Here is a 14,135-nt window from a genome sequence, read left to right as displayed (position 1 = left end):
ACCATGATCGACGTCCGGCAGCTTAATCTCAGCTTTAACTCCGGCGCTAAAGCCAGTCAGGTACTGTTCGACGTCAATTTTGCCGTACAGCGAGGCGAGATTTTTGGCCTGGTTGGCGAATCCGGATCCGGTAAAACCACGGTGCTGAAGTGCCTGGCCGGGCTGTTTACCCACTGGCAGGGTGAGCTGGCGATTAACGGCCAGCCGCTGGAGCACAGCATTGGCCATGCGCGCTGTCGTCTGGTTCAGATGGTGTTTCAGGATCCGTATGGCTCGCTGCATCCACGCCATACCATCGCTGATATTCTGGAAGAACCGTTGCAAATTCATCATATTGACCAACGCGATCGGCGGGTTAACGCTATTCTCGAAAAGGTCGGGCTGAACCGTGCTTTTCGCACCCGCTATCCGCATCAGCTTTCCGGCGGTCAGCGCCAGCGTGTTGCCATAGCGCGCGCATTAATCTTACAGCCGCAGGTGCTGCTGCTGGATGAACCGACATCGGCGCTGGATGTGTCGGTCCAGGCAGAGATCCTTAATCTGCTCAGCGATCTGCAAAAGGAAGAGGGATTGACCTATCTGATGGTTACCCACGATCTTGGCGTGATCGCTCATCTGTGTCATCGCGTGGCGGTGATGCAGTTTGGCCAGATTCTGGAAACGCTTGATACCGATACGCTGCTGCGCGGCGAGGCGAAAGTCGAATATACCCAAATGTTACTGGAAGCCAGCCGCCACTATAGCCGCGAAATGGCGGCGCGCGCCGCCGGATAGCTCCCCTTTTCACAAGCCGTTTAACGAAGCCTGTGCCCCGGATTAACTTCGGGTGCACAGGACAGTCAACACCTGTCGGTTAATCAATCACTTTAACTGCATACTCTTTCACTGATGTCTGGCACCAATAGGGCACCACCGCGCCAATCACGGTGGCCATTTGCTCTTCAGACAATCGTTTGCGCGAAAATGCGATATTTTTGTGACATTCATCACAAAACACCTGAATTATAATGAAACAAACTTTGACAAATGTGAGCAATATCTATTTTCTATTCCGCTGTTGCAGGCACCATGCGCGGGCATTTATTCAACAGGCGTTTGCTCTGTCTGATGACGACAGAAAATCACTCTCCTGTCCTTCAGGGGCTTTCTAACAAGACCATCATTCTCGCGAAACAGAATGGTCATTAAGCATGTGGTAATAAAATGAAAACTAAAATGTTGATGGCGGCGGGAACGCTGATGGCGATGTCATACAGCGTATCTTCACTGGCTGCAGGTAACGACGCACAGTACGTATCAGACTGGTGGCATCAAAGCGTTAACGTGGTGGGCAGCACGAAAACACGTTTTGGACCACAGCTTAATAACAACGTCTACCTTGAGTACGAAGCCTTTGCTCACAAGGACTGGTTCGATTTTTACGGCTATATCGACGTGCCTAAATTCTTCGGTGGCAACAGCTATCAGACCGGTATCTGGGATAAAGGCTCGCCGCTGTTTATGGAAATCGAACCGCGCTTCTCAATTGATAAACTGACCGGCACCGACCTGAGCTTTGGTCCGTTTAAAGAGTGGTATTTCGCGAACAACTATATCTACGATATGGGCCGCAACAGCGCCAGTCGTCAGAACACCTGGTACATGGGTCTGGGTACCGATATCGACACCCACACCAAACTGGCTCTTTCAGCGAATATTTATGCAAAATACCAGTGGGAAAACTACGACGCAGCCAACGAAAACAGCTGGGATGGCTATCGTTTCAAAATCAAATACTTCCTGCCACTCACCGACCTGTGGGGCGGTAACCTGAGCTATATTGGCTTCACTAATTTCGACTTCGGCTCCGATCTGCGAGACAAGGCGGGCGAAGCGCGCACCAATAACTCCATCGCCTCCAGCCATATTCTGTCGCTGGGTTACGATCACTGGCATTACTCGTTCGTGGCACGTTACTTCCATAACGGTGGTCAGTGGGCTGACGGCACCGAACTGGACTTCGGTAAAGGTCCGTTTGAAGTGAAATCTACCGGCTGGGGTTACTACCTGGTGGTCGGTTATAACTTCTGATTAATGATGGCGGCGATGATGCCGCCATTGATTGCTTCCCACGCCTCGCGTGGGAAGGCGCGTTAAGCCATTGGCTTCTCGACATTAACCATCCACGGAATACCAAATTTATCGGTCAGCATGCCAAACCCATTGGCCCAGAACGTTTCCTGCCACGGCATGGTGACATGACCGCCGGCTGACAGATTATCAAACCAGCTTTTTCCCTCTTCCAGGTCACTGGTCACCAGGCTGATGGCATACCCCTGATGCTGTTGGTCGTTGCTGGCAATATTACCGTCACTCATCATGATTTCACTGCTGCCAACTTTTAGCTGGGCGTGCATAATCTTATCCGGTGGAAAACTATAGCCAGAGCCACAGCCTTCCTGCACGCTTTGCGGATCCGGCATTTCGCCAAAGGTCATCTTAAACAGCAGTTCAGCACCAAATGCCCGATGGTAAAAGTCGATTGCCTGTTCACAGCTGCCGTCAAAAAACAGATAGGGTTTGGCTTGCATGGCGCACTCCTCAATGTTTCCGGGACGCCGCAATAGAAGATGCTCCTTTCGCAGCGTAACTGTCACTCAGCGGATAAGTGTAGTCAGCCCTGACACAGCAAAGTGAGCGTCAGCACGCACAATAAGCTGATAGTTCAGACGATAAAAATTTAGCTCAGGCAGATTGCGCGATCGCCGGAGTTAAAATCCACTCGGCGCTGTCATTCCACACATCCATATGAGTGATCTTACCCGCGCGAACTTCATAGCGATCGAGATAACGATTCCCGGCAAAGCTACGGCCATCTGGCCACTCGCCATACAGCGTACCGTTGGCATACACCACGACGGAGTCACCGCGATCCATCCAGTCAAACTGGCCTAATTTCTTTTTCACCCACTTATAACGCCCACCATTAAAGGCGGTTATCGCCTGCGGATCGGCCATTTCTCGCTTGCCGGTAAAGGTGATTTTCACCCCTTCCGCCATAAACGTTGCCGCCAGTACCGGATCGGGTGCCATCGACGCGGCAAGAAAATCACGGACGATTTGTACTGCTGGATGTTCAGCGCTCATTGTATACCTCTTCAAATTATTACCGATCGTATTTGCTAGTAATTAACTACTAGATTGCTAGCAATAATGAATAAATGCAATCGGTCAGTTTATAATCAAAGATAACTGACTAATTTTCAGCATAATTTTTGTGATTTTGAATAAGGAGAGTGTCGGTAAACTGAACGGCAAAACGGGAGATTTACCTTTGCCCGACGCTGACTTAATTAACCAGTAGTGCCTGACGAAGGTTCAGCTGCTCGGGCACAGCATCAGCCAGATCGAGCTGCTGTTCCAGCTGGTTAAGATGCTCAATCATAATCGCCTGCGCCAGATCCGTATCATCCGCTCTCAACGCGCTGATTATCGCCCCATGCTCGGCACACTGGCAGGAAGGCGTATCGTTACGCTGGTACAACGCCACGATCAGCGAGCTGCGCACCATCAGGTTTGCCAAAATTTCACCCAGCACTTTATTGCCGCTTAACTTAGCCAGTAACAAGTGAAAGTTGCAGAGTTCGCGCACGATATCGCGGCGATCTCCGCGTTCGCTGGCGTCTTTTTCTGCATGCTGCTGGGCATCAATCTCATCCACGGCACGCGCCATCCGATCCGGCGTAATGCTGGCGACAATCGCGCTTTCAATTGCCCGGCGGGCAATAAAGATCTCACGTGCTTCGCGCGCCTCTGGCTTTGCCACCATCGCCCCGCGATTCGGTTCAATGCTGACGATATGCTGCAACGCCATACGCTGTAATGCAGCCTGCACATGATTACGATTAGCCTGCAACACCTCAACGATTTGCGCTTCAACCAGCCGCATACCCGGTTTCAGACGGTGCTGAGCAATCGCCAGGGATAATGCCTCCACAATGCGCTGCACTTCCTGTTGCTTGGCTGTTGCGACTTTAATCATCTTGCACCTCAACTGAACCTGACTGTTTTTTATCATAACATCCGTAACTCACCCGGCGTACAACTTACCGGAGCACTAAATCGTACAATACGGCTCTTCAGCTACGACAGTGGCGGCGAAACAGCTGGGCTAAATAGGCACCCATTGGCGTCAGCGCCGTATCACGCCGCTGAATCAGAAAAAAGGTCGCCTTCGGCAACGGTTCATCCAGCTCCAGCGCCACCAGCTGGCGACCAAGTATGGGGTCGGAAATCACATCATTCGATAAAATACTGACAAAGTCGCTCTGCGCGACCAGGCTGGTACAAGCCATAAAAGTTTCACAGGTAACTACAATCGATGGCGCCATTCCCATACTGCCAAACAGGTCGTGCAGCAGCCGATAGTAGCTGCCTTTTGGCGTCGGCATGGTCCAGTCGCAATGCTGCAACTCAGCCAGCGAGCGCGCATCCTCGCAGGGGTGCCCTTTTCGCACCACCACCTGATACTCTCTTTCCATCAGCCGCTCAAAGGTCAGCTCATTATCAAGGTGACTTTCATCATAGGTATTGATGGTGAAATCCAGCTGGCCCTGCCGCAGTTCCGGGATCATCGACACCAGCTGCCCTTCAACAATCCGCACTTTCACATTCGGATACTCGCGATGAAACTGGGTAATCACCTTTGGCATAATCGTTCTCGCCACGCTGCCACCGACGCCAATATTCACCCGCCCACTCGCCAGCCCAAGCCGCTGCTGAATATCTTCCTGCGCCACACGCAACTCTTCCAGTACCAGGCTCGCATGTTTGAAAAAATTATCACCGATATCGGTTAACACAATGCCCTGCTGACGCCGAATAAACAGCCGCGCGCCAAGCACCTCCTCCAGTTCCTGGATCGCCTTAGTCAGAGCAGGTTGCGACAGACCAGAAGCGCGGCTGGCGGCACGGATACTGCCCTGGCGCGTCACGTCAACGAAAGCGCGTAGCTGATGCAGTTTTATTGAAGCAGGCATAACGATAGATTCCTGTGGCGGGAACGGTTAATACCAATGCGTCAGGTGATAACCATTAATTATCAATAGCAAGATACTGGCATCTTATGCAGGATAATACCATTGTGTACATTCGAAAAAAGCGCTTAAAAAACGTTAACTATTCGCAATAGATTCCACTATTTCTTCTGTTCCGGAAGAAATAGCACAACAGCGACCGGCATTAAAAATTAATTTAAAAAAGCAAAATAATATCGAGCAATCTTCATATTTTGTTAATTAGTCTCCGTTAAGCATAAATAAATATTATCACGAGAGCCATTTGAAATAAGCAATGCTTATCGATGCCTGAGCAGCGGCCAGACGCGTTAGCAGGGGCTTATTAGCATAAATAAGATAGCGATCACACTTAAACCATCAGAATACTGTTGACCGCAGAAAAATAAAATTTCCACCTGAACTCAATGTTCAGAAAATTAAATCTGTCGATAATTTTTTACGACACCGTGTTAGAGGATCAAATTAATGAGTACCCTTTCTGAACTGGTAGACGATCTATTTCCACGCCTGCAAAGCTGGCGACGCGATTTCCATTTATACGCTGAATCAGGCTGGCTGGAATTTCGCACTGCCACTCTGGTGGCCGATGAGTTGAATCGTTTAGGTTATCAATTACAGCTGGGTAAACAGGTGATTAACGCCGATGCGCGTATGGGCTTACCTGCTGACGCGGTGCTGGAGCAGCAAGAAGCACGAGCGCTGGCTCAGGGCGCGTTGGCTGAATGGCTACCGCACTTTTCCGGCGGCTTCTGCGGTATCGTCGCTACGCTGGAAACCGGTCGTCCGGGGCCGACCATCGCGTTTCGCGTCGATATGGATGCTCTCGATCTGAATGAAAAAATGGCTGACGATCACCGTCCGTTTCGCGACGGCTTCGCGTCCTGTAACCCGGGCATGATGCATGCCTGCGCCCATGACGGCCACACCACCATCGGGCTGGGCCTGGCAACGGTGCTGATGCAGATGAAATCGGCACTGAGCGGCACGATTAAGCTGATTTTCCAGCCTGCTGAAGAAGGAACCCGCGGTGCCAAATCGATGGTCGAGGCTGGAGTGGTAGATGATGTGGATTTCTTTACCGCCATCCATATTGGTACCGGCGTACCCAGCGGCGAAGTGGTATGCGGCAGCGACAGCTTTATGGCAACCACCAAACTGGACGTGACCTTCCGCGGCGTCGCTTCTCATGCTGGTGCACGCCCGGAAGAGGGACGCAATGCGCTGCTCGCCGCAGCGCAGGCCACGCTGGCACTGCATAATCTGCCGCAGCACAGCGGCGGCAGCGCCCGGGTAAATGTCGGCGTGCTACAGGCAGGAACCGGACGTAATGTGGTGCCTGATTACGCCTTTATGAAAATTGAAACACGCGGTGCCAACAACGAAATCAATGACTTTATCTGTCAGCAAGCCCACCAGGTACTGAGCGGTGCCGCAGCGATGTATGGCGTTGAACATCAGGTGAAACTGATGGGCGCGGCGCGCAGCAGCCAGCCCACGCCTGGCTGGGTTAATTTTATTCATCGCCAGGCAGAAGCGCTTAATGAATTCACCTCGGTGGTCGACCGCCGCCCGCAGGCCGCCGGCTCTGAAGACGCCACCTATATGATGGAGCGCGTAAAACAGCGTGGCGGTCAGGCTTCCTATGTAATTTTTGGCACCGAGCTTAGCGCTGGTCACCATAACGAAAAATTTGATTTCGATGAAAGCGTGATGCCCGCAGCGATTAAAACCCTCGCTACGCTGGCACTGAACCTGCCCGACTATCAGGAGGCACCATGAATCAGCCGGAACTGACCGACTTTATTAACCACTATATCGACAGCCAGCAGTCACGATTTAGCGCCATCAGTGATGCCATCTGGGATTGCCCGGAAACGCGCTTTCGCGAAACTGAGTCAGCAGAACGCCTTGCCAGCGCACTGGAGCAGGAGGGTTTTCAGGTTAAACGCGGCGTTGGCAATATCGATACCGCATTTATCGCCAGCTACGGCAGCGGTAAACCGATTATCGCCCTGCTGGGAGAATACGATGCGCTGGCCGGACTCAGCCAGAAAGCCGCCACTGCCTCACCAGAACCGCTGGTGGAGAACGGAAATGGACACGGCTGCGGTCACAATCTGCTGGGCACCGCCGCGATGGCTGCGGCCTTTGCGCTAAAAAAACTGATGGAACAGAATGGCCTGAGCGGTACGGTGCGCTTCTACGGCTGTCCTGGCGAAGAGGGCGGCTCCGGCAAAACTTTTATGGTTCGCGAAGGATTATTCGACGATGTCGACGCCGCCGTAACCTGGCATCCTGAATCATTCAGCGGCATGTTTAATAACACCACCCTCGCCAATATCCAGGCCGCCTTCCAGTTTAAAGGCGTCGCCGCCCACGCCGCCAACTCTCCCCATCTGGGGCGCAGTGCGCTGGACGCCGTCACGCTGATGAATACCGGTGCGAATTTCCTGCGTGAACATATCGTGCAGGAAGCACGCCTGCACTATGCCGTGACCAACAGCGGCGGCAGCTCACCTAATGTGGTGCAGGCAGATGCAGAAGTGCTGTATCTGATCCGCGCCCCTCAGCTCGATCAGGCACAGGATATCTATCAGCGGGTAATTAACATCGCCAAAGGTGCCGCGCTGATGACCGACACCAAAATGACTCTGCGCTTCGATAAAGCCTGTTCCAACTACATCCCTAACCGGGCGCTTGAGCAGGTGATGGCCAGCTATGTGCGTGCTTTTGGCGTACCGCAATACAGCGACGAGGAAGTGGCGTTTGCCGGCCAGATCCGCGCCACCCTGACCCCTGATGATATCCGTAATGCCAAACTGAACATCGCCCGTACCGGCGGCGAAGCGGGTCAGGCCTGGGTGCAAACGCTTGGCGAAAAAGTGCTGACCGATGAAGTTGCCCCTTACGCCATCACTCAGGAACTGATGTACGGCTCGACAGATGTTGGCGATGTCAGTTGGGTGACGCCGACCGCGCAATGTTTTAGCCCGTGCTTCGCCCTCGGCACGCCATTGCATACCTGGCAGCTGGTGGCACAGGGACGCACCTCAATCGCCCATAAAGGCATGTGTCTTGCAGGAAAAATAATGGCCGCCACTGCTGCCACTTTACTTGGCGATGCGGAGGCGCTGGCGCGCTGCCGGGCTGAGTTTGCAGCTGCGCGAGCGCAACAGCCCTACCACTGCCCGATACCGGCTGACGTGACGCCTACTCCACTGTAAAGCACGACCCGATCGGCTCAGCACTGACTCAGCCGACGTAATAACAATAAAACTGTTTAATGCAAATACGACGAGGGGAAGACCATGAGTGAAGCTGCAACGCCAGCGGGTAAAAGCCCGGGGAAACTATTTAACTGTATTGAGCGCATCGGCAATAAAGTTCCCAATCCGTTTCTGCTGTTCGTCTATCTGATCGTCATACTAATGGTCGCTACGGCGGTCATCAGTACGCTGGGCCTGGCGGTTAAGAACCCCGCTAACGGCGAAATAGTCCGGGTAAATAATCTACTGAGCGTCGCGGGATTACAGTGGATCTTCCCGAATATTATCAAAAACTTCAGCGGCTTTACGCCACTCGGTTCGATTCTGGCGCTGGTGATTGGTGCCGGGCTGGCGGAAAAAGTCGGCTTACTGCAATCTCTGATGGTGAAAATGGCGTCACGCGTCAGCCGGCGTTACGCCAGCTATATGGTGCTGTTTATTGCGTTTTTCAGCCACATCTCTTCGGATGCGGCGCTGGTGGTAATGCCACCGCTCGGCGCGCTGATTTTTATTGCCGTGGGTCGTCATCCGGTGGCCGGCCTGCTGGCAGCCATCGCTGGCGTTGCTTCTGGCTTTACGGCTAATCTGCTGATTGTGACTACCGATGTGCTGTTGTCCGGTATCAGTAGCGAAGCAGCAAAAGCCGTCAGCGATACGGTGCACGTCAGCGTGATCGACAACTGGTACTTTATGGCCACCTCGGTGATTGTGCTGACCATTGCCGGAGCAATACTGACCGATAAGTATGTAGAACCGCGCTTACCCGCCTGGGAGGGCGGCACCGGTGAACGTCTGGCAGCCCTGACGCCATTAGAAAATAAAGGTCTGAAAGCTGCCGGCATCGCCGCACTGCTGTTTATCGGCCTGATGGCGCTGCTGGTGGTGCCAGAAGGTGCGCCGCTGCGCGATCCGCATACCGGTTCAATTGTGCCTTCGCCGTTTATTAAAGGCATCGTGCCGATTATCATTCTGTTTTTCTTTACCGTGGCAATTGCCTATGGCGTCGTCACCAGACAGATCCGTCGCCCGGACGATGTGCCCAATCTGCTGGTCGAACCCATGAAGAGCATGGCGGGCTTTATTGTGATGGTGTTCCCGCTGGCGCAGTTCGTGGCGTTCTTTAACTGGAGTAATATGGGTAAGTTTATGGCTATCGGCCTGACCGATGTGCTGGAAACTGCCGGCGTCAGCGGCGCACCTGCCTTTCTCGGTTTGATGTTTCTCTCGGCGTTTTTATGCATGTTTATCGCCAGCGGTTCTGCCATCTGGTCGATTCTCGCGCCGGTATTTGTGCCGATGTTTATGCTGCTCGGTTTTCATCCGGCGTTTGCCCAAATGATTTTCCGCATCGCTGATTCTGCGGTACTGCCGCTGGCCCCAATGTCACCGTTCTTACCCCTGTTTCTCGGTTTCTTGCAGCGCTATCGCAAAGATGCTCAGCTCGGCACCTATTACGTGCTGATATTCCCCTACCCGCTGGTGTTCTTTAGCGTCTGGATCCTGCTGCTGCTGGCATGGTACATGCTTGGCTTACCCATTGGGCCGGGAGTCTATCCACAGATGCCGCAATAAAAACCACGGGGCAATGGTGACATTGCCCTTCCAATTTATTTGCTCTTAACACTCAGCATCATCTCCCTTCAAATACTCTTCCTTAGGTTTTTATCCTTATTTTTCTGCGTCTGATAGCAATTTAAAAATTTAAATCCAGCCATCAGCCTTTAGCATTGAATTGTAATCACTATGTTACTGAGGAAAAATAATTAAAATGTGTTCAGCATCTTCCCAGGGGATGGAATCCTCTTCTGCACGACCCAATAAAATCAATAGTTTAGCTAATCGTATTGATGCCCTTCCCGCTTCCGCCGGTCTGTGGCGATTTATTACTTTACTGGCTCTCGGCGGTTTTTTTGAACTCTACGATTTGTTTCAAACGGGATATATTAGTTCAGGATTAATCGCTGAAAACATATTTCATATTGGTAGTGAAGGTGTCTTTGGAATATCCGACCAGGCGGCCTTTGCTTCGGCGACATTTTTGGGCTTGTTTATTGGTGCCAGCTTACTGGCTCCCTATGCCGACCGTTTTGGCCGCCGGATGACCTTTATGTTTGCCCTCGCCTGGTATGGCGCTTTTTCCCTGCTGATGGCGTTCCAGAATCAGGCCGAGTGGATTATCTTTTGCCGCTTCCTGGTTGGCGTTGGGCTGGGCATCGAGCTGGTCACTATCGACACTTATCTGACCGAGTGGGTACCCACTCATCTGCGCAGTAAAGCGTTCGCTTTCGCCTTTTTTATCCAGTTCCTGTCGGTACCCACCGTGGCCTTAATGTCCTGGTGGCTGGTGCCACAAACCATTTTCGGCCTGACCGGCTGGCGTTATGTGGTTATTGCTGGCGCGCTCTGCTCACTGATCATCTGGTTTATCCGTAAAAACCTGCCCGAATCGGCGCGCTGGCTGGCGCAGCAAGGTCGTCATCAGGAAGCACATCAGGTGCTCAGCAGGATGGAACAGCGCTGTGGCGCGCCGGTCGGGCAAGATTTTCCACAGAATGATGCCGCCGCCCAGCTGCCGCAACGAGGCACATTTAAAGAAATTTGGTCAGCGCAGTACCGTAAACGTACCCTGATGCTGGTGGTAATGAATTTCTTTCAGGCAATTGGATTTTTTGGCTTTGGAAACTGGCTACCGGCGCTGCTGTCGGGCAAAGGGACCACCGTCACCCACAGCCTGCTGTATGCCTTCTTTATCACTCTCGCCTACCCGCTGGGTTCGCTGATTTGCAGCCGCTACGCCGACAGAATGGAAAATAAATGGCAGATTGTCCTCTCTTGCCTGATGACGGTGGTGTTCGGCACGCTGTTTGCGTTCCAGACTAATGCGCTGCTGCTGATCGCCTGTGGCTTCCTGATTACCTGGTCGAACGCCTGGCTGACTTACAGCTATCACGCCTATCAGACCGAAATCTTTCCCACCCATATTCGGGCGCGCGCGGTCGGTTTTTGCTACTCCTTTAGCCGCCTGTCTACGGTATTCAGCAGCATTATGATTGGCCTGATTTTGCAGTACGCCGGTACTCAGGGCGTGATTGCCTTTATCGTGGTAAGTATGCTGATGGTGATGCTATCGGTGGGCATATTCGGGCCGAAAACCCGCGGTATTAATCTGGAAAATATCTGACGGATGCTGCGGCATCAGCGGATGCCGCAGCTTTTTGCTACGCGACTAACTTACGGACAAAGGCTTCGATCTCTTTATCCTGACAGTTTTCAAAGAAGCACTGCTGGAAACGCTGGCCGCTGACCGCGGTTTTCACCAGTTCAGGATCGATAGCACGCAGGGTATCGAGATAGTTCTCTTTTACGACCGCTGCCTTAACCTGATTCAGAATACCAGCATTACGCACCTGCGGCTCTTTGCGATCCAGCGGGTAGCCCTGGCCTTTCTCGCCGGTAAACGCTTTTTCAAAGATAAAACGCAGATTCAGTTCTGCGCCCCAGCCAAAGCCCTTGGCAAACGGCAGAGCCAGCGCGTTGCCGTTGTTGATTTGCGCAAACAGGAATGCATCGGCCGGATCGATACAGTAGCCGCACACCACGCCCGGATGAATATTCAGCGACATCAATGCGCCCTGGCCGGTGCCGCAGCCGGTAATCACGAAATCCACCGCCTTAGCATTCAGCAGAATGCTGGACATAATGCCGAGATGGATATAAGTCAGATGATGATCCTGCTCATCACTCATGCCGACGTTAAATACCGGGTAGTCTTTGCTGTCCGCAACCTGCTTAAGCTCTTTCAACACGACGGCATTTTTGCCTGCCTGACTGTTCTCCATCATCAGTGCAATCTTCATGGTTCTCCCCTCTGCTTCAGTGGCTTATTTCAGTGAATTAAGCCTGTGAAGCATGCGTGTACTTCACAGGTAGTAATTAATTTTATGAAACAACGTTTCATTTTTTAATGCAAGGTGTTTTTTATAGAGGTAAATTCTGCAAATTAATGTGACAAACTTCACACAACTACATCCGGTCACTGCACGCTAACTGGGTTTTGCGATCGCGGCTGCAAGTTACCCCATTATTTTGTATCGGCGGTTTATTGTGATCCCGTTCTCAATTCTTTCGGCTGCTGCTCGGCATCAGGGTGGAAAAGGATATGCTAAATGATAAATATGAAACAGCGTTTCAATAAATGAATTAATCTTGGGCAGATAAGGGGAACAGTATGGCGAAGGGTTCACGCATCAAACTTCCTTTCCACCATTTTCAGGATCCAGAGACCGGCGCAACAGTGGTTCGCCTGACGCCACCAGAGGTGTTGTGTCATCGTAACTACTTCTATCAGAAGTGTTTTACCCAGGATGGTAAACGGCTGCTGTTTGCTGGCGAATTTGATGGTAACCGAAACTACTATCTGCTCGATCTGGAAACACAGGAAGCGAGACAGCTGACCGAAGGCCATGGTGATAATACCTTTGGCGGCTTTTTATCCCCCGATGATCGCTATCTTTACTATGTGAAAAACGAACGTAATTTGCAGCGCGTCGATATCAACAGCCTCGAGGAAATCAGCGTTTATCAGGTTCCGGACAGCTGGGTAGGTTATGGTACCTGGGTGGCAAACAGCGACTGTACACAGCTGGTTGGGATTGAGATTGCCCGTGAAGACTGGGAACCGCTCTCCGACTGGCAGATATTTCAACGCTTCTTCGAAAAAAATCCGCACTGCCGCCTGCTGCGCGTCGATCTGAACAGTGGCGAAGCGCAGACCATTCATCAGCAACAGCTATGGCTGGGCCATCCGATTTACCGGCCGTGGCATAATCAGACCGTGGCGTTTTGTCATGAAGGCCCGCACGATCTGGTCGATGCGCGTATGTGGCTGATTAATGAAGACGGCAGCAATATGCGTAAGGTAAAAGATCACGCGGAGGGCGAAAGCTGTACCCATGAGTTTTGGGTGCCGGACGGATCGGCGCTGATCTACGTTTCTTACCATAAAGATCGCCCGGATCGCCAAATCTGCCGCTACCATCCGGACAGCGATCGTAATGAAGTGCTGATGACCATGCCAGCCTGCTCCCATCTGATGAGTAACGAAAACGGCTCGCTGCTGGTCGGCGACGGTTCCGGCACGCCGGTCGACGTACAGGATACCGCTGGCTACACCATCGATAATGATCCATGGCTGTATGTCTTTGATGTGCAACAGCGCCGTCATTTCCGGCTGGCCGGGCATCACAGCTCATGGCGCGTGCTGGATGGCGATCGTCAGGTGACGCATCCGCATCCGTCTTTTACTCCGGACGACCGTCAGGTGCTGTTTACCTCAGATTATGAAGGTCAGCCGGCACTCTATCTGGCCACGTTACCCGACAGCCTGACCCGTTAATCAATAAAAATTACAGGAATAACCATGTTTATCTACAAGCAAGAGACCACGCTGGAAGATTTGGGCAACGGCGTGACGCGCCGGGTGCTGGCGCATGGCGGCGGTATGATGGCGGTTGAAGTCAATTTCGAGAAGGATGCGGTAGGGCCGTTGCATCATCACCCGCATGAGCAGCTGACCTATGTGCTGTCAGGTCGTTTTGCATTCACCATTGATGGCGTAACGAAAGAGGTCGCGGCGGGCGATACCTTGTATAAAAAACCGCATGTGGTTCACGGCTGTGTCTGCCTTGAGCCAGGCACCCTGCTGGATACCTTTACCCCGCAGCGCGAAGATTTTCTTTCCTGAAAAATATCGGAATATCTGGAATATCTGGAATATCTGGAATATTGCAGGGGAGCCGTTTTCGGCTCCCCT

Annotated in this window: 13 protein-coding genes; 8 read left to right on the top strand and 5 right to left on the bottom strand. The window is 52.3% G+C overall.

All coding sequences use genetic code 11. The annotated features are described in order from the left end of the window. The first annotated feature begins 3 nt into the window (after window positions 1–3). Window positions 4–774 (top strand): ABC transporter ATP-binding protein, encoded by a 771-nt coding sequence (locus tag ACP3TC_RS01250; protein WP_313857824.1) that lies wholly within the window; start codon window positions 4–6, stop codon window positions 772–774. Between the two features lie 429 nt (window positions 775–1,203). Continuing rightward, window positions 1,204–2,070, top strand: a complete 867-nt coding sequence (locus ACP3TC_RS01245) for a nucleoside-specific channel-forming protein Tsx (protein ID WP_313854153.1) — start codon at window positions 1,204–1,206, stop codon at window positions 2,068–2,070. A 62-nt stretch (window positions 2,071–2,132) separates the two neighbouring features. Here the strand turns inward: ACP3TC_RS01245 and yjdN are convergent, their stop codons facing one another. From yjdN to ACP3TC_RS01225, 4 genes are all read right to left on the bottom strand, one after another. Then, window positions 2,133–2,570, bottom strand: a complete 438-nt coding sequence (yjdN, locus tag ACP3TC_RS01240; RefSeq protein WP_313854155.1) for a VOC family metalloprotein YjdN — start codon at window positions 2,568–2,570, stop codon at window positions 2,133–2,135. Between the two features lie 154 nt (window positions 2,571–2,724). Continuing rightward, on the bottom strand, window positions 2,725–3,126 hold the full coding sequence (locus tag ACP3TC_RS01235) for a nuclear transport factor 2 family protein (protein WP_426817362.1): 402 nt from the start codon (window positions 3,124–3,126) through the stop codon (window positions 2,725–2,727). Between the two features lie 202 nt (window positions 3,127–3,328). Beyond that, window positions 3,329–4,021: a GntR family transcriptional regulator gene (locus ACP3TC_RS01230; protein ID WP_426817361.1), complete on the bottom strand. Its 693-nt coding sequence runs from the start codon at window positions 4,019–4,021 to the stop codon at window positions 3,329–3,331. A 97-nt stretch (window positions 4,022–4,118) separates the two neighbouring features. Then, on the bottom strand, window positions 4,119–5,018 hold the full coding sequence (locus ACP3TC_RS01225) for a LysR family transcriptional regulator (protein ID WP_313854160.1): 900 nt from the start codon (window positions 5,016–5,018) through the stop codon (window positions 4,119–4,121). 504 nt (window positions 5,019–5,522) lie between these two features. Here ACP3TC_RS01225 and ACP3TC_RS01220 point away from each other — a divergent pair. The 4 genes from ACP3TC_RS01220 to ACP3TC_RS01205 all read left to right on the top strand — a co-directional run bounded on the left by ACP3TC_RS01220 (window position 5,523) and on the right by ACP3TC_RS01205 (window position 11,504). Then, window positions 5,523–6,836 carry a M20 family metallo-hydrolase gene (locus ACP3TC_RS01220; RefSeq protein WP_426817360.1) on the top strand — a complete coding sequence of 438 codons (1,314 nt, stop codon included), beginning with the start codon at window positions 5,523–5,525 and terminating at the stop codon, window positions 6,834–6,836. Then, window positions 6,833–8,281 (top strand): M20 family metallopeptidase, encoded by a 1,449-nt coding sequence (locus ACP3TC_RS01215; RefSeq protein ID WP_426817359.1) that lies wholly within the window; start codon window positions 6,833–6,835, stop codon window positions 8,279–8,281. Before ACP3TC_RS01220 ends, ACP3TC_RS01215 begins: the two co-directional genes overlap by 4 nt. 84 nt (window positions 8,282–8,365) lie before the next feature. Next, window positions 8,366–9,895, top strand: a complete 1,530-nt coding sequence (gene abgT, locus ACP3TC_RS01210; RefSeq protein ID WP_313854163.1) for a p-aminobenzoyl-glutamate transporter — start codon at window positions 8,366–8,368, stop codon at window positions 9,893–9,895. A gap of 220 nt (window positions 9,896–10,115) precedes the next feature. Next, window positions 10,116–11,504 (top strand): MFS transporter, encoded by a 1,389-nt coding sequence (locus tag ACP3TC_RS01205; RefSeq protein ID WP_313854168.1) that lies wholly within the window; start codon window positions 10,116–10,118, stop codon window positions 11,502–11,504. A gap of 37 nt (window positions 11,505–11,541) precedes the next feature. On the opposite strand, the gene ACP3TC_RS01200 is transcribed toward ACP3TC_RS01205, so the two are convergent. Further along, entirely contained in the window at window positions 11,542–12,180 is a 639-nt protein-coding gene (locus ACP3TC_RS01200) for an RpiB/LacA/LacB family sugar-phosphate isomerase (protein ID WP_313854170.1), read from the bottom strand. A gap of 371 nt (window positions 12,181–12,551) precedes the next feature. On the opposite strand from ACP3TC_RS01200, the gene ACP3TC_RS01195 reads away from it, so the two are divergent. After that, window positions 12,552–13,718, top strand: a complete 1,167-nt coding sequence (locus ACP3TC_RS01195) for an oligogalacturonate lyase family protein (protein ID WP_426817358.1) — start codon at window positions 12,552–12,554, stop codon at window positions 13,716–13,718. A gap of 24 nt (window positions 13,719–13,742) precedes the next feature. Next, the gene (locus ACP3TC_RS01190) at window positions 13,743–14,066 is read left to right on the top strand and encodes a cupin domain-containing protein (protein ID WP_313854173.1); all 324 of its coding nucleotides are present in this window, start codon (window positions 13,743–13,745) and stop codon (window positions 14,064–14,066) included. The last annotated feature ends 69 nt before the right edge of the window (window positions 14,067–14,135 follow it).

The organism is Winslowiella sp. 2C04, from assembly GCF_050037805.1.
Taxonomy (GTDB): domain Bacteria; phylum Pseudomonadota; class Gammaproteobacteria; order Enterobacterales; family Enterobacteriaceae; genus Erwinia; species Erwinia toletana_A.
This window is presented reverse-complemented; position numbering and strand designations above follow the sequence as displayed.